This is a genomic window from Enterobacter cloacae complex sp. P6RS (genome assembly GCF_014982245.1).
Taxonomy (GTDB): Bacteria; Pseudomonadota; Gammaproteobacteria; order Enterobacterales; family Enterobacteriaceae; genus Enterobacter; species Enterobacter bugandensis.
In genome coordinates, this window is the sequence record NZ_JADCLB010000024.1 from 13707 (window position 1) to 32128 (window position 18422).

The following is an 18422-nucleotide window of genomic DNA, read 5'->3' on the forward strand; positions in this document are numbered from 1 at the left end:
ATTATTTAGCGGATGATTCGGTGAGCGACACGCCTGTTGCCGCTCGCCAGCGCAGCCAGTCAATCAGAACAAACAGCGCCAGACTCACGCCCATCACCGGCAAAGCCAGCCCCAGCAGTGCGCTGATGACCACGGTAACACCTTTTCCCCACCCTGACAGCGCCAGCCAGCTCTGAGTAAGCGTCTGCACCGGATTAATGGCCGACAGTGCCGGACGACGCATCCACCACATCCGGTATCCCCAGATGATAAGCACGCACAGGGCAAGGCCGAAGGCAACGAGCAGCAGCTGATTCACCAGCCCGAATAAGATCCCCATATGGAAATCCACGCCCCAGCGGGTCAGTTTTGCCATAAGCGGGAAATCCTCGAATCGGGTTCTGTCGAGGATCTGCATCGTACCGGGATCAACCGCAACGGCGTCCACCTGAGTCGGCCAGCTGCGGTCGATCTCCGTCACTGTCCATGCGCGATCCATTGTTTTCGCCGGGCGGATCTCCAGCCTGTTGGCATCAATCCCCGCTTTACGCGCCGCGCTCAACACGCCGTCAAACCGCGTCAGATCCATCGCCATTTCCGGCATCACCATTCCGCCGTGATGGCCACGGTGTTCGGCATGTTCATCCACGAACTCATGTTGGCCGGATAGCGTCGTGTTCACCTGCGGGGTGAGCCAATTCAACTCAGCGCGCAGCTTATCAACATTCCCCCCCGCCCACTGGGACCAGGTCAGGCCGGTTGCAGAGAAGAGCAGCATGCCCCCCAGTAATATCCAGCCGAGCGTCACATGCACCCGACGGCGGTTCTGGAAGCGATTTTTAATCCGGCGTTTTGGTCGGGTATAAAACCACAGGGCAATACCGCCCAGCGCGGCGACCCACATCCAGGAAGCGGCCAGTTCACTATAGAGCCGCCCGATATCGCCCAGCATCAGAGAGGTATGCAGATAATCAATGGTCTGACGCAGCGGTAAAATCCCGCTGGTGCCGTACACCGTCATATCCCCCCGCACCGCCAGGCTTACCGGATCGACAAAAATAGCCCGGTTTTCCGACGGCCCCAGCGTCGGGTCAGCAAACATCACGCGGGTGGTTTCACCTTCAACCAGCCCCGGGCGGACGGCGTGCAAACGCAAATCTGAGCCAACGGCCTTTTCCGCCGTGGCGATTTGTTCCGCCAGCGGCTTCGGCTCGCCCACGGAATCCGTATGGAGCGCGTGCCGGTAGAGCGCATTCTCGAGCTGCGGGGTCGCCACGTACAGCGTCCCGGTCAGCGCGGCGAAGAAGATAAACGGGCCGACAAATAGCCCGACGTAGAAATGGAGGCGACGCAGCAGGTTTCCCCATGCCGCGCGCGGAGTGCAGGTAGTCATACTTTTCCTTTTTAAGGCAGTAAGTTATCGATATTTTTTAAAGGGAAAAAGCAGACTGCCGCGGCGGCGCGCGGGTCTCGGGGTAAAGCCAGGGGAAAAAGTGCCAGTGGTTGACCGCCTGACGCGGCGGCTTCACGCGAAGCTTTTGCAGCACAATACTGAGTAGCACAATGAGCGCGAGCATCACGCCCGGCACGTGGGCTAACAGCACGCAGTAGCCGCACGCTTCCGCATGGTCGACGGGCATCGTATGCGGCATATCGCCGTGATGCTCGTCCATCGACATCATGCTCATCTCATGATGCATGCCCGGCATGGCGCTCATGGGGTCTTTCTGCAACGAGACGGAGATAAGGGGGGCTACCACGATCAGCAGGATCGCAAACAGCGCGGTCAAAGCCGCTGCGCGTTTCCGGTTAGGCTGATGCAGTACGTTATACACGTCCCCTCCATTCAAGAGGCAAGCATTGTAAATGATTTATGACGAAAGGGTTAATGCGAGAAGTGCGATGGGATAAAAAAAGGGCCAGCCTTTCGGCCAGCCCTTTCTAACAGGATGTCGCTTAAGCGAATCTTAGTTCAGACGCTCTTTAATACGAGCAGACTTACCAGTACGCTCACGCAGGTAGTACAGTTTAGCTTTACGTACAGCACCACGACGTTTAACAGCAATGCTGTCAACTACCGGAGAGTGAGTCTGGAAGACACGCTCAACGCCTTCGCCGTTGGAAATTTTACGAACAGTGAATGCAGAGTGCAGACCGCGGTTACGAATAGCGATAACCACGCCCTCGAATGCCTGCAGACGTTTTTTGGAACCTTCAACAACCCATACTTTCACTTCCACGGTGTCACCTGGACGGAAGGAAGGTACGTCCTGCTTCATCTGCTCTTGTTCAAGTTGCTTAATAATGTTGCTCATAATTTAATCTCTTATCCTGGGTAAACTGATATTCGGGAGCGTATTACGCCTTCCCATCATGTTCATGCTGCTGGTGCGCGTGTTCAGTTTTGAACTCGGCCAGCAACTTTGCTTGCTCTTCAGTCAGAGCCAGGTTTTCCAGAAGTTCAGGTCTTCTAAGCCAGGTTCGGCCCAGCGACTGCTTCAAACGCCAGCGACGTATCTCGGCATGGTTTCCAGACAGTAACACTGCCGGTACTTCCATCCCTTCTAACACTTCAGGACGAGTATAGTGTGGACAGTCCAGCAATCCATCGGCAAAGGAATCTTCCGTTGCCGAAGCTTCATGGCCCAGTACCCCCGGAATAAACCGGGCGACGGAGTCAATCAGCGTCATTGCCGGTAACTCACCACCGCTGAGAACGTAATCGCCGATAGACCATTCTTCGTCAATCTCGGTTTGAATTACGCGCTCATCTATCCCTTCGTAACGACCACAGACCAGAATCAGCTTTTGATTCGTCGCCAGTTCGCTCACGCCCGCTTGATCAAGCTTGCGTCCCTGAGGTGACAGATAAATCACCTTTGCGCCTTCACCTGCCGCGGCTTTTGCTGTGTGAATGGCGTCCCGTAAGGGTTGCACCATCATTAACATCCCCGGTCCGCCGCCGTAAGGACGATCGTCCACGGTACGGTGCCGGTCATGAGTAAAGTCACGCGGACTCCAGCTCTGGATGCTCAGCAGGCCATTCTTTACTGCCCGGCCAGTTACCCCGTAATCGGTAATCGCGCGGAACATTTCAGGAAACAGGCTAATTATGCCAATCCACATAGCGCCGTCTTTTACCGTTTATCCGGAGAATTTAAAAACCAGGATCCCAATCTACTTCAATGGTTTGAGTAGCGAGATCGACTTTCTTGATAACCTGTCCATCGAGGAACGGGACCAGCCGCTCCTTGATGCCAAATGCATCTTTCAGGTTTGCCTTAATGACGAGAACGTCATTTGACCCGGTTTCCATCATATCGATGACTTTCCCCAGGCTGTAACCTTCAGTGGTGACTACCTGGCAGCCCATAAGGTCTTTCCAGTAGTAGTCGCCCTCTTCCAGCTGTGGCAACTGCGACGAATCCACGACAATTTCACAATTAGTCAGCGCATTCGCGGCATCACGATCGTCAATGCCTTTCAGCTTGATGATGATGTCCTGATTGTGGTGACGCCAGCTTTCCAGCTCGACCTCTTCCCACTTACCGGCTTTCTGGATGAACCAGGGCTGGTAATCAAAAATGCTATCAGCGTCTTCAGTGGAGGAAAACACTCTGAGCCAACCACGGATACCGTAGCAAGAACCCATTTTTCCCAATACGATCGGTTCAACAGGTGCTTTATTGCTCATCATGACCACCGTGACAGATTAAGCTGCTTTGTTTGCTGCTTTGATCAGCGTAGCAACGCGATCGGAAACAGTAGCGCCCTGGCCAACCCAGTGAGCGATACGATCCAGATCCAGACGGGTTTCTTCTTCTGCGCCAGAGGCCAGTGGGTTGAAGAAACCAACGCGCTCAATGAAGCGACCGTTGCGTGCATTACGGCTGTCAGTCACAACAACCTGGTAGAACGGACGCTTTTTAGCGCCGTGACGTGCTAAACGAATAGTTACCATAACATCCTCTTGTGTGAATAAAACAACCGGGCCCCATCGAGGAACGGAGCCCGGGTGTCATATTAAAAGCCCGAAAATTTTACTCATTTTCGGGCAAAAAGCAATCTCAAAAGCGATTAACGCCCTGGAAAACCGGGAGGCATCATGCCTTTCATGCCGCGCATCATCTTCGCCATGCCGCCTTTCTTCATTTTCTTCATCATGCGCTGCATGTCGTCGAACTGTTTCAGAAGGCGGTTAACGTCCTGCACCTGCATGCCGCAACCGGCAGCGATACGGCGCTTACGGGAACCTTTGATGATTTCTGGCTTGGCTCGTTCTTTCAGCGTCATGGAGTTAATGATCGCCTCCATACGCACCAGCACTTTGTCATCCATCTGGGATTTAACGTTGTCAGGGATCTGGCCCATGCCCGGCAGTTTGCCCATCAGGCTTGCCATGCCGCCCATGTTTTTCATCTGACGCAGCTGCTCAAGGAAGTCGGTCAGATCGAAACCGTCACCTTTTTTCAGCTTGCTGGCGAGCTTTTCAGCCTGCGCGCGGTCGACCTTGCTCTCGATATCTTCGATCAGCGACAGCACGTCGCCCATGCCGAGGATACGGGAGGCGATACGGTCCGGGTGGAACGGCTCCAGCGCTTCGGTTTTCTCGCCCACGCCGAGGAACTTGATCGGCTTACCGGTGATGTGGCGAATCGAAAGGGCCGCACCACCGCGGGCGTCGCCGTCGACTTTGGTCAGCACCACGCCGGTTAACGGCAGCGCTTCGTTAAACGCTTTCGCGGTATTTGCCGCATCCTGACCGGTCATGGCGTCAACGACAAACAGGGTCTCTACCGGGTTGATAGAAGCGTGCACCTGCTTGATTTCGTCCATCATCGCTTCGTCAACGTGCAGACGACCGGCGGTATCCACCAGCAGCACGTCGTAGAATTTCAGCTTCGCTTCTTTCAGCGCGGCGTTAACGATGTCGACAGGCTTCTGGGCAACGTCGGACGGGAAGAAGTCCACGCCGACCTGCTCGGCCAGCGTTTCCAGCTGCTTGATCGCCGCCGGGCGATAGACGTCCGCAGAGACCACCAGCACTTTCTTCTTGTGCTTTTCGCGCAGGAATTTACCCAGCTTACCGACGCTGGTGGTTTTACCCGCACCCTGCAGGCCCGCCATCAGCACCACTGCCGGAGGCTGAGCCGCCAGGTTAAGCACCTGGTTCTCTTCGCCCATCGCCGAAACCAGTTCGTTACGAACGATTTTGACGAACTCCTGACCCGGAGTCAGGCTCTTGTTAACTTCATGACCAACCGCCTTCTCTTTTACGCGGTTGATAAAATCACGAACAACCGGCAACGCCACGTCTGCTTCCAGCAGCGCCATGCGCACTTCGCGCAGCGTTTCCTTGATGTTCTCTTCAGTAAGGCGTCCGCGGCCGCTGATGTTGCGCAGCGTGCGCGACAAACGATCGGTTAAATTATCAAACATTGTCTCTCGCCTGAGTAGAAACGTTGGGCCGCATTGAGCGACACATACACAGAATTTTGCCGGAGTATAACATGAAGGCGCCTTTGTTGTTATGCAACGGTTGGAGCAGGCGTCACGTAACGTTATACTGCTTCTCTTTCTTATTAAGACAACTGTCGATGCCTATATGCCTGTTTTCGCACTGATCGCCCTTGTTGCCTACTCTGTCAGCCTCGCGCTGATTATTCCCGGACTGCTGCAAAAAAACAGCGGCTGGCGGCGCATGGCTATTCTTTCGGCGGTCATCGCACTGATAAGCCACGCGTTTGCGCTGGAATCACGCATTATTCCCGGCGACGGCAGCGTGCAAAACCTGAGCGTCCTCAACGTCGGCTCGCTGGTCAGCCTGATGATCTGTACGGTAATGACCATCGTCGCGTCTAAAAATCGCGGCTGGCTGCTGCTGCCGATTGTCTATACCTTCGCGCTGATCAATCTGGCTTTAGCCACCTTTATGCCCAATGAATTCATTACGCATCTGGAGGCGACACCGGGGATGCTGGTGCACATCGGCCTGTCACTGTTCGCCTATGCGACGCTGATCATCGCCGCGCTTTACGCCATGCAGCTCGCCTGGATTGATTACCAGTTGAAAAACAAAAAGCTGGCGTTCAACCATGAAATGCCGCCGCTGATGGTCATTGAGCGTAAGATGTTCCACATCACCCAGATAGGCGTGGTGCTGCTGACGCTCACGCTCTGCACCGGCCTGTTTTATATGAAGAACCTGTTCAGCGTGGAGAATATCGATAAAGCAGTGCTCTCCATCATCGCGTGGTTTGTCTATATTGTCCTGTTGTGGGGCCATTATCATGAAGGCTGGCGCGGTCGTCGCGTCGTCTGGTTCAACGTCGCGGGTGCGGGCATTCTCACCCTTGCCTATTTTGGCAGCCGCTTCATACAGCAATTTGCTGGCTAAGTTATAAAAGGAGTTCCCCCTGGAACACATCTCTACCACCACGCTGATCGTTATCCTGATCGTCATGGTGGTCATCTCCGCCTATTTCTCCGGCTCGGAAACCGGCATGATGACCTTAAACCGCTACCGGTTGCGTCATCGTGCTAAACAGGGTAACCGTGCCGCCCGCCGCGTTGAAAAACTGCTCCGCAAGCCGGATCGGCTGATAAGCCTGGTGCTTATCGGCAACAACCTTGTCAATATTCTGGCCTCAGCCCTCGGCACCATCGTTGGGATGCGCCTGTACGGCAACGCCGGGGTCGCGATTGCCACCGGCGTGCTGACGTTTGTGGTGCTGGTGTTTGCCGAAGTACTGCCAAAAACCATCGCCGCGCTTTACCCGGAAAAGGTGGCCTACCCGAGCAGCTTCCTGCTGGCGCCGCTGCAGATCCTGATGATGCCGCTGGTCTGGCTGCTGAACATGGTCACGCGCGTTTTGATGCGGATGGTGGGGATCAAAGCCGACGTCACTATCAGCAGCGCGCTCAGCAAAGAAGAGCTGCGCACCATCGTGAACGAATCCCGCTCGCAGATCTCCCGGCGCAATCAGGATATGCTCCTGTCGGTGCTGGATCTGGAAAAAGTGAGCGTGAACGACATCATGGTGCCGCGTAACGAAATCGTCGGTATCGACATCAACGACGACTGGAAAGCCATTGTCCGCCAGCTGACGCACTCTCCGCATGGGCGCATCGTGCTCTATCGCGACTCGCTGGATGACGCCATCAGCATGCTGCGCGTGCGCGAAGCCTACCGTCTGATGACCGAGAAAAAAGAGTTCACCAAAGAGGTGATGCTGCGCGCCGCCGACGAGATTTACTACGTGCCGGAAGGTACGCCGCTCAGCACGCAGCTGGTTAAATTCCAGCGCAACAAGAAAAAAGTCGGCCTGGTGGTCAACGAGTACGGCGATATTCAGGGCCTGGTGACGGTCGAAGATATTCTGGAAGAGATTGTCGGAGACTTTACCACATCGATGTCCCCTTCCCTCGCGGAGGAAGTGACTCCGCAGAACGACGGTTCGGTGCTGATTGACGGTAGCGCGAACATCCGTGAACTCAACAAAGCCTTTAACTGGCATTTGCCGGAAGATGAAGCTCGTACCATGAACGGGATGATTCTGGAAGCGCTGGAAGAGATCCCAGCAGCGGGCACGCGGGTGCGCATTGAGCAGTACGATATTGATATCCTGGACGTGCAGGACAATATGATTAAGCAGGTGAAGGTGCTGCCCGTTACGCCACTTCGGGAAAGTATTGCCGAATAAAACGTAGGCCGGGTAAGGCGAATGCCGCCACCCGGCACTACAGGTAGCAAATTACGCTTTCGCTTTCGCCACGGTCACCATCGCAGCGCGAATGGTACGGCCGTTCAGGGTGTAACCTTTCTGCATCACGCCCAGCACTTTACCGGCTTCAATCTCTTCAGATTCCACCATCGCAATGGCCTGGTGAACGTTTGGATCCAGCGGCACATCGGTATCCGCAATCACTTCCACGCCAAACTTACGCACGACGTCGAGCATGGATTTCAGCGTCAGTTCGATACCTTCGATCATCGCCGCGTTGTCCGGATTCGCTTTGTCAGCCACTTCCAGCGCGCGGTCGAGGCTATCGATCACCGGCAGCAGTTCGTTGACGAATTTCTCCAGCGCAAATTTATGCGCCTTCTCAACGTCCTGCTCGGTGCGACGACGCAGGTTTTCCATTTCCGCCTTGATGCGCAGAACGGTGTCGCGTTCGCGATTCTGTGCTTCTACCAGTTGGGCTTCCAGATTCGCAATTTTTTCATCGCGCGGGTCCACCTGCTCAGCAGATGCGTCTGGCTCTACAGCCTCAACTTCATCGTGCTGTTCCGTGATAATTTCTTCAGGGGCTTGCCCCTCAGGCGTTTTCTGTTCTTTACTACTCATGAATTTCTCCGCGTTTTTCTGCATTCATCTCGCTAACTTCGCTTATTATGGGGATCAGTTTCCTGGATTCAAGGGAACAAGAGAGATTGTCATCATTCATCAGGCACAAGGACCTCCAGAAAATGAATAATCATTTCAGGTGTATTGGGATCGTCGGGCATCCGCGTCACCCTACCGCATTGACGACACATGAAATGTTGTATCGCTGGTTGTGTAGCAAAGGCTATGAAGTGATGGTCGAGCAGCAAATTGCGCAGGAACTGCAGCTGAAGAGCGTCAAAACCGGCACGCTGGCGGAAATTGGCCAACAGGCCGATCTCGCCGTGGTGGTGGGCGGCGATGGCAACATGCTCGGCGCGGCACGCACGCTGGCGCGTTATGACATCAAGGTCATCGGTATCAACCGCGGCAATCTCGGCTTTTTAACCGACCTCGACCCGGACAACGCGCAGCAACAGCTGGCCGACGTGCTGGAAGGTCATTATATCAGCGAAAAACGCTTTTTACTGGAAGCGCAGGTGTGCCAGCAGGACTGTCAGAAGCGCATCAGCACCGCGATTAACGAGGTGGTGCTTCATCCCGGCAAAGTGGCACACATGATTGAGTTCGAAGTTTATATCGACGAAATCTTTGCCTTCTCCCAGCGTTCTGACGGGTTGATTATCTCCACCCCGACCGGCTCAACCGCCTACTCGCTTTCTGCGGGCGGCCCGATCCTGACGCCCTCTCTGGATGCTATTACGCTAGTGCCGATGTTCCCGCACACGCTCTCCGCGCGCCCGCTGGTAATTAACGGCGACAGCACGATACGTCTGCGCTTCTCGCACCGCCGTAACGACCTGGAGATCAGCTGCGACAGCCAGATCGCGCTGCCAATCCAGGAAGGTGAAGATGTTCTTATTCGCCGGTGTGATTACCACCTGAACTTGATTCACCCGAAAGATTACAGCTATTTCAACACATTAAGCTCGAAGCTTGGCTGGTCAAAAAAATTGTTCTGATTTTGCATCCAGTACTTTACTGTATAAAAAACCAGTTTATACTGTATGAAAACACAGTTATGGTTTTTCATACAGGAAAACAATTATGCTGGCACAACTGACCATCAGCAACTTTGCCATTGTTCGTGAGCTTGAGATCGATTTCCACAGCGGCATGACGGCGATCACCGGCGAAACCGGTGCGGGTAAATCCATTGCCATTGATGCCCTCGGCTTGTGCCTTGGCGGCCGTGCAGAGGGCGACATGGTGCGCATGGGCGCAAACCGTGCCGATCTTTGCGCACGTTTCTCCCTGAAAGATACCCCTGCAGCCCTGCGCTGGCTGGAACAAAATCAGCTCGAAGATGGACGTGAGTGTTTACTTCGCCGCGTGATCAGCAGCGACGGGCGCTCCCGTGGCTTTATCAACGGCACGGCAGTCCCGCTCTCCCAGCTCCGCGAACTCGGCCAGCTGCTTATCCAGATCCACGGTCAGCACGCGCATCAGCAACTCGTCAAACCAGAACAGCAGAAAGCCCTGCTTGATGGCTATGCGGGTGAGTACGCGCTTACTCAACTTATGGCGGAGCACTACCGCCAGTGGCATCAGAGCTGCCGCGAGCTCGCCCAGCACCAGCAGCAAAGCCAGGAGCGCGCCGCGCGTGCGGAGCTGCTGGCGTACCAGCTTAAAGAGCTGAACGAATTCAACCCGCAGGCGGGTGAGTTTGAACAAATTGACGAAGAGTACAAGCGCCTCGCCAACAGCGGCCACCTGCTCTCAACCAGCCAGAATGCCCTCAACATGCTGGCAGATGGCGAAGACGTTAACCTGCAGAGCCAGCTGTACAATGTCCGTCAACTGGTCACCGAACTGGCCGGCATGGACAGTAAACTTTCTGGCGTACTGGATATGCTGGAAGAGGCCGCGATTCAAATCTCAGAAGCCAGTGACGAACTGCGTCATTATTGTGAACGGCTGGACCTCGACCCGAACCGCCTGTTTGAGCTGGAGCAGCGCCTTTCTCGTCAGATTTCACTGGCGCGCAAGCACCATGTCACGCCGGAAGAACTACCAGGCTATTATCAGTCTCTGCTCGAAGAACAGCAGCAGCTTGACGATCAGGCGGATTCGCAGGAAACCCTCTCTCTGGCCGTGAACCTGCATCATCAGCAGGCGCTGACCACGGCGAAAAAACTGCATGAGATCCGTCAACATTACGCTCAGGAGCTAAGCCAGCACATCACCGACAGCATGCACACGCTGGCGATGCCGCACGGTGTATTCACCATTGATGTCCGTTTTGAAGAGAACCACCTGACGGCAGAAGGGGCGGATCGCATCGAGTTCCGCGTCACCACCAACCCGGGGCAGCCGCTGCAGGCAATCTCCAAAGTGGCATCCGGTGGTGAACTGTCGCGTATTGCGCTGGCGATTCAGGTGATTACCGCGCGTAAAATGGATACCCCGGCGCTGATTTTCGATGAAGTGGATGTCGGCATCAGTGGCCCAACGGCGGCAGTGGTGGGTAAACTGCTGCGCCAGCTTGGTGAGTCAACGCAGGTGATGTGTGTCACCCACCTGCCGCAGGTCGCGGGATGTGGTCATCATCACTTTATTGTCAGTAAAGAAACCGACGGCGAAATGACCGAAACGCACATGAAGCCGTTGGATAAACGCGCGCGTCTGCAGGAGCTGGCACGACTGCTCGGCGGCAGTGAAGTCACGCGTAATACGCTCGCGAACGCGAAAGAACTGCTGGCGGCATAAACTTTTTCGGGATCTCAGGGTCATACAGAACAACAAAAACGCCGCCAGACCGGTTTCAAAGTGGGGCAAGGTCTATTATCATCGGCATATTACATATGAGCCGCGTTCTGCTCGGGCCCGAAAAGGAATCAAATCACTATGCGTTGTAAAATGCTGACCGCTGCCGCAGCGGTTCTTCTGATGTTGACCGCAGGCTGTTCCACTCTGGAGAAAGTGGTTTACCGTCCTGACATCAACCAGGGGAACTACCTTACCCCTAACGATGTGTCCAAAATCCGCGTGGGGATGACACAACAGCAGGTCGCTTATGCACTGGGAACCCCGATGATGACCGATCCGTTCGGCACTAACACCTGGTTCTATGTATTCCGTCAGCAGCCAGGCCACGAAAGCGTGACCCAGCAGACCCTGACGTTGACCTTCAGCAGCGCCGGTGTGTTGACCAACATCGACAACAAACCTGCCCTGACAAAATAATCAGAAGCCAGAAATGCAAAAAGGTGCTCAACGAGCACCTTTTTTGTTTTTCTTTATCCCTTCCCCCCTTTGGGAAGAGAGACAGGGTGAGGGGGAAACACGCTACTTAGCAGACTTCTCCGCGCGCTGACGACGCAGCTCTTTCGGGTCGGCAATCAGCGGACGATAAATCTCGACCCGGTCGCCCTCCCTCAGCACATCGCCCAGCTTCACCGGACGGCTGTAAATCCCGACCTTGTTCTTCGCCAGGTCGATATCTCTGCGAAGCTCAAGGATGCCGGACGCGCGGATAGCCGCCTCTACGGTTGCCCCCTCTTCCAGCATTACACGCTGTAGGTACTGCTTCTCCGGCAGCGCGTAGACCACCTCTACAGCAATCTTATGCGACACTGTAAACCTCTTTGGCGCGGGTGGTAAACGCCTGAACCATATTTGACGCCAGCTCTTTAAAGATGCGGCCAAACGCCAGCTCAATTAGCTTATTGGTGAACTCAAAGTCCAGATGGAACTCAATGCGGCAGGCGTCAGCGCTCAGTGGCGTAAACTTCCAGCCACCCATCAGGGTTTTAAATGGACCATCTACCAGATGCATCAAAATACTCTGATTGTTAGTCAGCGTATTGCGGGTGGTGAACGTCTTGCTGATCCCCGCTTTGGAGACATCCACCGCCGCAGTCATCTGCGTCGGGCCAGACTCCAGAACGCGGCTCCCGGTACATCCCGGGATAAACTCTGGATAAGACTGAACATCGTTCACTAACTGATACATTTGTTCCGCGCTGTAAGGAACGAGCGCAGTACGGCTAATCTGAGGCATAGCATTTTCCATCGTCACACAACGGACAAATAATAACATTTATCACCTGTTAAAAAAACGCTAAGCCTCATCTCGTGCTAAGATAGCGCGTTAGACCTCACAGGACGCAATGAGGTGACTTTTTGAAATCAGATTACCGACGGCTTTACGACACTTATGACGAAGAAAAAAGCACATAAACCAGGCTCGGCGACCATTGCGCTCAACAAGCGTGCTCGCCACGAGTATTTCATTGAAGAAGAATTCGAAGCTGGCCTTGCGTTGCAGGGCTGGGAAGTAAAATCGCTGCGCGCCGGGAAAGCCAACATCGGCGACAGCTACGTGATCCTTAAAGATGGCGAAGCCTTCCTGTTCGGCGCGAACTTTACGCCGCTGACCGTCGCCTCGTCGCACTACGTATGTGACCCAACGCGCACCCGTAAGCTACTGCTGAACAAGCGTGAGCTGGAATCCCTCTACGGACGCATCAACCGTGAAGGTTTCACCGTGGTCGCCCTGTCGTTGTACTGGAAAAATGCCTGGTGCAAAGTAAAAGTTGGCGTCGCGAAAGGTAAAAAACAGCACGACAAACGTACTGACCTGAAAGAACGCGAGTGGCAGTTGGATAAAGCGCGCATCATGAAAAACGCAGGACGTTGATTCTGCACACTTATTGTACTATTCAATAAGTTAGCGTTCCAGGCTGGTATCCAGGAAGTGAAATCTGGTATACTTAGTTCAACACTATTGGGGCTGATTCTGGATTCGACGGGATTTGCGAAACCCAAGGTGCATGCCGAGGGGCGGTTTGCCTCGTTAAAAGCCGCAAAAAAATAGTCGCAAACGACGAAAACTACGCTTTAGCAGCTTAATAACCTGCTCTGAGCCCTCTCTCCCTAGCTTCCGCTCTTAAGACGGGGATCAAAGAGAGGTCAAACCCAAAAGAGATCGCGTGGAAGCCCTGCCTGGGGTTGAAGCGTTAAAACTAATCAGGCTAGTTCGTTAGTGGCGTGTCTGTCCGCAGCTGGCGTGCGAATGTAAAGACAAACTAAGCATGTAGTACCGAGGATGTAGAAATTTCGGACGCGGGTTCAACTCCCGCCAGCTCCACCAAAATTCTCCATCGGTGATTACCAGAGTCATCCGATGAAGTCCTAAGAGCCCGCACGGCGCAAGCCCTGCGGGCTTTTTTGTGTCTGCATTTTATCCCGCGAAGTGCGTAAAATATTCCGGCAACAATGGAACATTACGCCATCAAACATTGTTTCGCTCATGCTCAATGAGCCATTCTTTGCGCGAAATACCACCGCCGTAACCCGTCATCTTTCCATCTTTGCCAATTATCCTGTGACAAGGGATCACAATCGCAATCCGGTTTGCACCATTAGCTGCAGCGACGGCGCGCACAGCATTGGGCTTATTCATCCCTAGCGAAATGGCCTGATAGTGCGAAGTCTGTCCATAGGGAACTGCACGCAACTCATGCCAGACGGATTGTTGAAAATCACTACCCGGGGCATCCACAGAGAGCTCAAACTGTCGGCGAGTTCCGGCAAAATACTCGCTGATTTCTTTTACTGTCTGCCGGGTATGGCTGTTTTCTCCGGTGACAATTCTGGCGTTAAATAAACGCTGGATATCGCGGAATTCCGTTTCTAACATCCGGCGATCGGTAAACTCCAGCAGACACACTCCCCGCTCTGTCGCGCAGACAAACATAGGCCCAAGCGTAGTGGTAAACCGATGAATGACAATCACCTCGGTTGCCTGAGTCGGCGCTGCGCCAGTAAGCCGCTTGTAGATGTAACCAAACCCGCTCAGGGATTCATAGCCATTGTCCAGCGCAACGTCAGTAGCCGCTCGTCCGCTTTTTAGCTCCTGCAGAGCAACGTTCACCCGCTGCATTCGCTGGAAAGCCTGAAAAGTGATGCCGTGATGTTGCAGGAACCAACGTCTTACCCGCTCCGGACTGATTCCGTGCTGGCGAAGCTGCGCGTCAGCCACACGGGATTTAATATCGCGCCTGACAAGCGCAAGCGCCTGTTCAACAAATAATGGCGCGCTGTGCGCATTTTCAGCGGGTCTGCAGACCTTACAGGGACGAAAGCCGTCCGCCAGGGCGGATTTGGCATCTTTATAAAATTCAACATTTTCGCGCCTGGGCTTTCGCGCCCGGCATACCGAAATGCAGAATACGCCAGTAGTTTTGACGCCAACAAAAAATACGCCGGTATATTCTGAATCTCGTTCGAGTAATGCCTGATACCAGATATCACACAAATTCTTATCGGTTATTTTCATCGCTAAAAAGTCCTGCAAATGACTGACGAGCTCGAATCGCATGCATTACATCACTCAGCGTTGACTGCATGGCTGAATGAACAAAATTGCCCATTGAAATGCGGTTTACCCCGGCCCGTTTCAGCCTGTCGAACGACGGAAGATCGGGCATACACATGACGTTCAGAGGCAGGCCCGTTGCCTCTGCAATGAGGCTGATGTCTTTCTCTGACGTCAGACAGGGAACAAAAAGGCCATCAGCACCTGCATCTTTATAGCTCTGACCCCGTAATATCGTCTCCTGCAATGCGTCATCATGCCCGAGCAGGTAAGTGTCAGTCCGAATGTTCAGAAACAGGCTACAGTTTTCGCTTCTCAGCGCATTGCATACTGTTCTCAGATTACGGGAAAAATCAGAGATATCGTCAAGTTGACGCTTACCATTAATGACTCTGCTGTCTTCAAGGTTAACGCCTGCTACGCCTGTCTGAGCAAGGCGCCTGAGATTAGCGACTATCTCTTCGGCTGAATCACCATATCCTGCTTCCATGTCAACGCTCAATGGCAGGCTGCTGACAGCCCGGATACGGGTGACCACATAAAATAACGCATCAAACGGCATTCCCTGCCCGTCTTCATATCCCAGCATGGACGCTATTGCTGCACTGGACGTTCCCAGTGCCTGATAGCCTGCTTCTTGCGCTGCGACAGCACTGGCGGCGTCCCAAACGTTAGCGATAAGCAGGGGCTGATCCTGGTTGTGGAGTTCTGCAAAATTCATATTCATTTCCTCTCAATAGATTGAAAATGAATCTAAGCATTCAGTATGAACGTCACAACCGAAATTCAGACGACCATTTTTTAGCAAGCGTAGTCTGGATTTGCAGACCAGTCAGATCTGTTGTCAACCAGCTGCGCTAACCTGCATTTTTTCATCCGCAACGTTAGTTCGCAGATGCCGTCGGTCTGATCGTAATTTCTGTTGTATCGACACTCTCAGGCGCCTCGATGATGTGGCGCACAGCGCGGGCGATATCAGCAGGTTTGAGGGCAATAGCACGGTACGCGTCCATCGCCGCCATAGTTTCCGGGTGCGTAATGGTCGAGGCCAGTTCGCTTTCCACTACCCCAGGGTTAACGCAGGTCACGCGGATGTTCGAACTTTCCTGACGTAAACCATCCGAAATCGCCCGTACGGCGAATTTGGTGGCACAGTAGACGGCAGCCGTAGGCACCACGGACAAGGCACCAATCGAGCCGATATTAATGATTTGTCCCGAGCCCTGGGCTTCCATAATCGGCAGAACGGCGCCTATCCCCCACAGCACGCCCTTGATATTCACGTCAATGGTGCGCTCCCACTCATCCTGCTTGCCTGCCGAAAGCGGAGAAAGAGGCATGATGCCCGCGTTGTTAATCAGCACGTCAATGTGGCCCCACTTTTCACGCGCGGCCTGTACGAAGTCAGCCATCGACTGGCGGCTGATAACGTCTAAGACTGCGGCCTCTGCTTCCCCCCCTGCACTGCGGATTTCAGCAGCGAGGGCGTTGATGCGATCCAGCCTGCGAGCGCCCAGGAAAACGTTCGCGCCTGCCTTGCCTAACTCTCTGGCAATACCTTCTCCGATACCGCTTGATGCACCGGTAATTAAGATAACTTTGTTCATGTTTTGCTCCTTACGTTGAGTTCAACGTGATAATAGATACTCACCATTGTTTCTTGTATCCTGCATTTACTGGACTCACTGGTTAGCAATGTTAAACAATGAAAATCGATCTCAATCTGTTACCTGTTTTTCTGGCGGTCGCCGAGGAGCGCAGCTTTAGCGCTGCCGCCGCGCGGCTGGGCATAACCCGCTCCGCTGTCAGTCAGGGGATTAGGCGTCTTGAAGATGGTTTTCAAACCCTGTTGGTGATGCGCACCACGCGCTCGGTAAGCCTCACTGAAGCAGGGGAACGGCTGCGTAAATCGTTGCAGGCTCCCATCGCCAATATTGAAGCGGCATTTGAAGACGTCGCGTCGGACAGCACACCGCGCGGTCAGCTCAGAATCGCGGTCACCTCAATCGCGGAAGCGTTTCTCTCTGGCCCGCTGCTCGCTTCGTTTGCGGCTGCACATCCTGCGGTATCGCTTGATATCTTCGTGTCGGACGAGGAGTTCGATATCGTGGCGGCGGGCTATGACGCCGGGGTAAGGCTGGGTGAAGTTATTGAAAAAGACATGATCGCCGTTCCCCTTACGGGTCAGCAGCGTGAGAGGGTGGTGGCTTCACCGTCCTATCTGGCGACTCACGGCGTACCTGAGCACCCCCGCGAGCTGGTGGCTCACCGGTGTATCGGCTGGCGCCCAGCCCCGGACGTTGCCCCCTATCGCTGGGAATTTGAGGAGGCGGGCGTTCCTTTCGATGTGGCGATTGAACCGCAGATCACCACAAACGATCTGCGCCTTATGCTCAGCCTGGCACTGGCCGGCGGCGGCATAACCTTAGCCACGGAGGATACATTCACTCCGTATATTGAAACGGGGCAGCTTGTTGCCCTGCTGGATACGTTTCTTCCGTCTTTTCCAGGCTTTTATCTCTATTTTCCCCAGCGTCACAATATGGCGCCCAAGCTAAGAGCCCTGATCGAGCACGTCCGCCAGTGGCGACAGCCAGCGGCAACGCAAAGCGTTCAACGCTAACAAGGCCAGTAACTTTCATGCAGATTTTTCTTACCCTGCCGCTGCCCTTTGATAAACATCAACGACACCGCCCTCCTCCCATGGAAAAGTAAAAACGGACACAATTCACTCAGGGGATATGTCGTGCCGGGGATGGCTTAACGATGTATCTCGTACGCTGGACAAGACATCACACAAGGATGGAGCCTTAAAATGTACAGACCCATGGTCGTTATTTTCTTTATTCTGCTGACCCTTGCAGCCCTCATAGAAATAGGTTTTTTATCCTTCGGGTGATCCTCAAGCAAGGGGGCGCTTGCCTGGGTACTTTGATCTCATTACAGTTTTTTCCTAAAGCCACCCCGCTTCGTCTGTGCCATGCTGAATCACGCTCATAACCGATAACGTTAAATGAGGATATTATGAAAAAAACAATTATCGCATTATCTGCCGTTCTGCTGGCTTCCCCAGTATTTGCTGCGACCACACATGCAACTGACGATACCGTCGCTGCGGCGAACGCAAACGCCAACGAAGCGAAGCAAAAACTGCACGAAGAGCAGAACAAAGGCGAAGAGCTGAAGCTGAAACAGCAGCATGCTGCGGAAGGTAAGAGCGAAAGCTTTGGCAGCAAAGTCAGCGAAGATTCCCAGAAAGCCTGGCATAAAACCAAAGAAGGCACCGAGAAGGGGTGGGATGCCACTAAAGAAGGCGCAGAGAAAGGCTGGAACAAAACCAAAGAAGGTGCCAGCGAGCTGGAAAAGAAAGTTACTGAATAACCGACACACTCACCTCAGGGCCGCGTTAGCGGCCTTTTTTATTGCTTCAAATAAAAGCGATACGTCGTGTATATCTGCCCCTTTTTGTTCGCCGCCTTATGACGACAGAGGGTATTTATGCAAATGTCCGGATGCCCATCCCTGTGGTCATTTTTTTCGCCCTCTGTATCAGGTTAATGAATGACCGTATTGAAAATACAGCAGGTTATTATATTTCCGCTCGCAGTAGCATAATTCAAACACCACATAAGAATATATTTTAAATCTCTATTAATATAATATATCCTACATCAAAAATGTTACCATAACTTAAATCATGATTAAGCATCTTTAAATAATATCATTTTTAATTG

At 53.6% G+C, this 18422-nt stretch carries 21 protein-coding genes and 1 other RNA gene; 9 read left to right on the forward strand and 13 right to left on the reverse strand.

Going from position 1 to position 18422, the window contains the following annotated elements; translation table 11 throughout:
* Position 1: 1 nt before the first annotated feature.
* From INF73_RS17385 to ffh, 7 genes are all read right to left on the reverse strand, one after another.
* Positions 2 to 1372 (reverse strand): PepSY domain-containing protein, encoded by a 1371-nt coding sequence (locus tag INF73_RS17385; RefSeq protein WP_193542526.1) that lies wholly within the window; start codon positions 1370 to 1372, stop codon positions 2 to 4.
* A 37-nt stretch (positions 1373 to 1409) separates the two neighbouring features.
* Positions 1410 to 1814, reverse strand: a complete 405-nt coding sequence (locus INF73_RS17390) for a DUF2946 domain-containing protein (RefSeq protein ID WP_193542527.1) — start codon at positions 1812 to 1814, stop codon at positions 1410 to 1412.
* Positions 1815 to 1946: 132 nt separating this feature from the next.
* Positions 1947 to 2294, reverse strand: a complete 348-nt coding sequence (gene rplS, locus INF73_RS17395; protein WP_002914145.1) for a 50S ribosomal protein L19 — start codon at positions 2292 to 2294, stop codon at positions 1947 to 1949.
* Between the two features lie 43 nt (positions 2295 to 2337).
* Positions 2338 to 3105: a tRNA (guanosine(37)-N1)-methyltransferase TrmD gene (trmD, locus tag INF73_RS17400; RefSeq protein ID WP_003863138.1), complete on the reverse strand. Its 768-nt coding sequence runs from the start codon at positions 3103 to 3105 to the stop codon at positions 2338 to 2340.
* A gap of 31 nt (positions 3106 to 3136) precedes the next feature.
* Entirely contained in the window at positions 3137 to 3676 is a 540-nt protein-coding gene (gene rimM / locus INF73_RS17405; protein ID WP_028014127.1) for a ribosome maturation factor RimM, read from the reverse strand.
* Between the two features lie 15 nt (positions 3677 to 3691).
* Positions 3692 to 3940, reverse strand: coding sequence for a 30S ribosomal protein S16 (rpsP, locus tag INF73_RS17410; protein ID WP_022649067.1), 249 nt, complete (start codon positions 3938 to 3940; stop codon positions 3692 to 3694).
* Between the two features lie 116 nt (positions 3941 to 4056).
* The gene (gene ffh, locus INF73_RS17415) at positions 4057 to 5418 is read right to left on the reverse strand and encodes a signal recognition particle protein (protein WP_003863132.1); all 1362 of its coding nucleotides are present in this window, start codon (positions 5416 to 5418) and stop codon (positions 4057 to 4059) included.
* A gap of 166 nt (positions 5419 to 5584) precedes the next feature.
* On the opposite strand from ffh, the gene INF73_RS17420 reads away from it, so the two are divergent.
* A complete protein-coding gene (locus INF73_RS17420; protein WP_032645009.1) occupies positions 5585 to 6376 on the forward strand; it encodes an inner membrane protein YpjD in 792 nt (263 codons plus the stop codon).
* Between the two features lie 19 nt (positions 6377 to 6395).
* Entirely contained in the window at positions 6396 to 7682 is a 1287-nt protein-coding gene (locus tag INF73_RS17425) for an HlyC/CorC family transporter (protein WP_032644905.1), read from the forward strand.
* A 51-nt stretch (positions 7683 to 7733) separates the two neighbouring features.
* On the opposite strand, the gene grpE is transcribed toward INF73_RS17425, so the two are convergent.
* Positions 7734 to 8327, reverse strand: coding sequence for a nucleotide exchange factor GrpE (gene grpE / locus INF73_RS17430; RefSeq protein ID WP_032644906.1), 594 nt, complete (start codon positions 8325 to 8327; stop codon positions 7734 to 7736).
* Between the two features lie 122 nt (positions 8328 to 8449).
* Here grpE and nadK point away from each other — a divergent pair, with 122 nt between their 5' ends.
* The 3 genes from nadK to bamE all read left to right on the forward strand — a co-directional run bounded on the left by nadK (position 8450) and on the right by bamE (position 11552).
* Entirely contained in the window at positions 8450 to 9328 is an 879-nt protein-coding gene (gene nadK / locus INF73_RS17435) for an NAD(+) kinase (protein ID WP_008502500.1), read from the forward strand.
* An 85-nt stretch (positions 9329 to 9413) separates the two neighbouring features.
* On the forward strand, positions 9414 to 11075 hold the full coding sequence (recN, locus tag INF73_RS17440) for a DNA repair protein RecN (protein WP_126326343.1): 1662 nt from the start codon (positions 9414 to 9416) through the stop codon (positions 11073 to 11075).
* 138 nt (positions 11076 to 11213) lie between these two features.
* Positions 11214 to 11552 carry an outer membrane protein assembly factor BamE gene (bamE, locus tag INF73_RS17445; protein WP_028014132.1) on the forward strand — a complete coding sequence of 113 codons (339 nt, stop codon included), beginning with the start codon at positions 11214 to 11216 and terminating at the stop codon, positions 11550 to 11552.
* Between the two features lie 102 nt (positions 11553 to 11654).
* On the opposite strand, the gene INF73_RS17450 is transcribed toward bamE, so the two are convergent.
* Together INF73_RS17450 and INF73_RS17455 are read right to left on the reverse strand one after the other, a co-directional pair.
* Complete coding sequence (locus INF73_RS17450; protein WP_048959070.1) at positions 11655 to 11942, reverse strand: RnfH family protein; 288 nt, start codon at positions 11940 to 11942, stop codon at positions 11655 to 11657.
* A complete protein-coding gene (locus tag INF73_RS17455) occupies positions 11932 to 12369 on the reverse strand; it encodes a type II toxin-antitoxin system RatA family toxin (RefSeq protein ID WP_008502504.1) in 438 nt (145 codons plus the stop codon). Before INF73_RS17455 ends, INF73_RS17450 begins: the two co-directional genes overlap by 11 nt.
* A 156-nt stretch (positions 12370 to 12525) precedes the next feature.
* Here INF73_RS17455 and smpB point away from each other — a divergent pair, with 156 nt between their 5' ends.
* Both smpB and ssrA read left to right on the forward strand, forming a co-directional pair.
* Positions 12526 to 13008 carry an SsrA-binding protein SmpB gene (gene smpB / locus INF73_RS17460; RefSeq protein WP_008502505.1) on the forward strand — a complete coding sequence of 161 codons (483 nt, stop codon included), beginning with the start codon at positions 12526 to 12528 and terminating at the stop codon, positions 13006 to 13008.
* 89 nt (positions 13009 to 13097) lie between these two features.
* Positions 13098 to 13461: a transfer-messenger RNA gene (gene ssrA, locus INF73_RS17465) on the forward strand.
* Between the two features lie 141 nt (positions 13462 to 13602).
* On the opposite strand, the gene INF73_RS17470 is transcribed toward ssrA, so the two are convergent.
* The 3 genes from INF73_RS17470 to INF73_RS17480 all read right to left on the reverse strand — a co-directional run bounded on the left by INF73_RS17470 (position 13603) and on the right by INF73_RS17480 (position 16295).
* Positions 13603 to 14649, reverse strand: coding sequence for a bifunctional transcriptional activator/DNA repair enzyme AdaA (locus tag INF73_RS17470; RefSeq protein ID WP_045631577.1), 1047 nt, complete (start codon positions 14647 to 14649; stop codon positions 13603 to 13605).
* Positions 14633 to 15409 carry an isocitrate lyase/phosphoenolpyruvate mutase family protein gene (locus INF73_RS17475; protein ID WP_193542529.1) on the reverse strand — a complete coding sequence of 259 codons (777 nt, stop codon included), beginning with the start codon at positions 15407 to 15409 and terminating at the stop codon, positions 14633 to 14635. The genes INF73_RS17470 and INF73_RS17475 overlap by 17 nt, the downstream gene beginning before the upstream one ends.
* Before the next feature lie 163 nt (positions 15410 to 15572).
* Positions 15573 to 16295, reverse strand: coding sequence for an SDR family oxidoreductase (locus INF73_RS17480; RefSeq protein ID WP_193542531.1), 723 nt, complete (start codon positions 16293 to 16295; stop codon positions 15573 to 15575).
* A gap of 98 nt (positions 16296 to 16393) precedes the next feature.
* On the opposite strand from INF73_RS17480, the gene INF73_RS17485 reads away from it, so the two are divergent.
* Positions 16394 to 17311: a LysR family transcriptional regulator gene (locus INF73_RS17485; protein WP_048998575.1), complete on the forward strand. Its 918-nt coding sequence runs from the start codon at positions 16394 to 16396 to the stop codon at positions 17309 to 17311.
* 401 nt (positions 17312 to 17712) lie between these two features.
* Positions 17713 to 18069 (forward strand): hypothetical protein, encoded by a 357-nt coding sequence (locus INF73_RS17490; RefSeq protein ID WP_028014145.1) that lies wholly within the window; start codon positions 17713 to 17715, stop codon positions 18067 to 18069.
* Positions 18070 to 18422 lie beyond the last annotated feature (353 nt).

What these genes read in the sequence shown, in the direction of transcription:
- ffh (WP_003863132.1), bottom strand. Translation starts at nt 5,418, where the DNA reads ATGTTTGATAATTTAACCGATCGTTTGTCGCGCACGCTGCGCAACATC.
- smpB (WP_008502505.1), top strand. Translation starts at nt 12,526, where the DNA reads ATGACGAAGAAAAAAGCACATAAACCAGGCTCGGCGACCATTGCGCTC.
- INF73_RS17420 (WP_032645009.1), top strand. Translation starts at nt 5,585, where the DNA reads ATGCCTGTTTTCGCACTGATCGCCCTTGTTGCCTACTCTGTCAGCCTC.
- grpE (WP_032644906.1), bottom strand. Translation starts at nt 8,327, where the DNA reads ATGAGTAGTAAAGAACAGAAAACGCCTGAGGGGCAAGCCCCTGAAGAA.
- INF73_RS17475 (WP_193542529.1), bottom strand. Translation starts at nt 15,409, where the DNA reads ATGAATTTTGCAGAACTCCACAACCAGGATCAGCCCCTGCTTATCGCT.
- rpsP (WP_022649067.1), bottom strand. Translation starts at nt 3,940, where the DNA reads ATGGTAACTATTCGTTTAGCACGTCACGGCGCTAAAAAGCGTCCGTTC.
- rimM (WP_028014127.1), bottom strand. Translation starts at nt 3,676, where the DNA reads ATGATGAGCAATAAAGCACCTGTTGAACCGATCGTATTGGGAAAAATG.
- INF73_RS17490 (WP_028014145.1), top strand. Translation starts at nt 17,713, where the DNA reads ATGAAAAAAACAATTATCGCATTATCTGCCGTTCTGCTGGCTTCCCCA.
- INF73_RS17485 (WP_048998575.1), top strand. Translation starts at nt 16,394, where the DNA reads ATGAAAATCGATCTCAATCTGTTACCTGTTTTTCTGGCGGTCGCCGAG.
- recN (WP_126326343.1), top strand. Translation starts at nt 9,414, where the DNA reads ATGCTGGCACAACTGACCATCAGCAACTTTGCCATTGTTCGTGAGCTT.
- rplS (WP_002914145.1), bottom strand. Translation starts at nt 2,294, where the DNA reads ATGAGCAACATTATTAAGCAACTTGAACAAGAGCAGATGAAGCAGGAC.
- nadK (WP_008502500.1), top strand. Translation starts at nt 8,450, where the DNA reads ATGAATAATCATTTCAGGTGTATTGGGATCGTCGGGCATCCGCGTCAC.
- bamE (WP_028014132.1), top strand. Translation starts at nt 11,214, where the DNA reads ATGCGTTGTAAAATGCTGACCGCTGCCGCAGCGGTTCTTCTGATGTTG.
- INF73_RS17455 (WP_008502504.1), bottom strand. Translation starts at nt 12,369, where the DNA reads ATGCCTCAGATTAGCCGTACTGCGCTCGTTCCTTACAGCGCGGAACAA.
- INF73_RS17385 (WP_193542526.1), bottom strand. Translation starts at nt 1,372, where the DNA reads ATGACTACCTGCACTCCGCGCGCGGCATGGGGAAACCTGCTGCGTCGC.
- trmD (WP_003863138.1), bottom strand. Translation starts at nt 3,105, where the DNA reads ATGTGGATTGGCATAATTAGCCTGTTTCCTGAAATGTTCCGCGCGATT.
- INF73_RS17470 (WP_045631577.1), bottom strand. Translation starts at nt 14,649, where the DNA reads ATGAAAATAACCGATAAGAATTTGTGTGATATCTGGTATCAGGCATTA.
- INF73_RS17480 (WP_193542531.1), bottom strand. Translation starts at nt 16,295, where the DNA reads ATGAACAAAGTTATCTTAATTACCGGTGCATCAAGCGGTATCGGAGAA.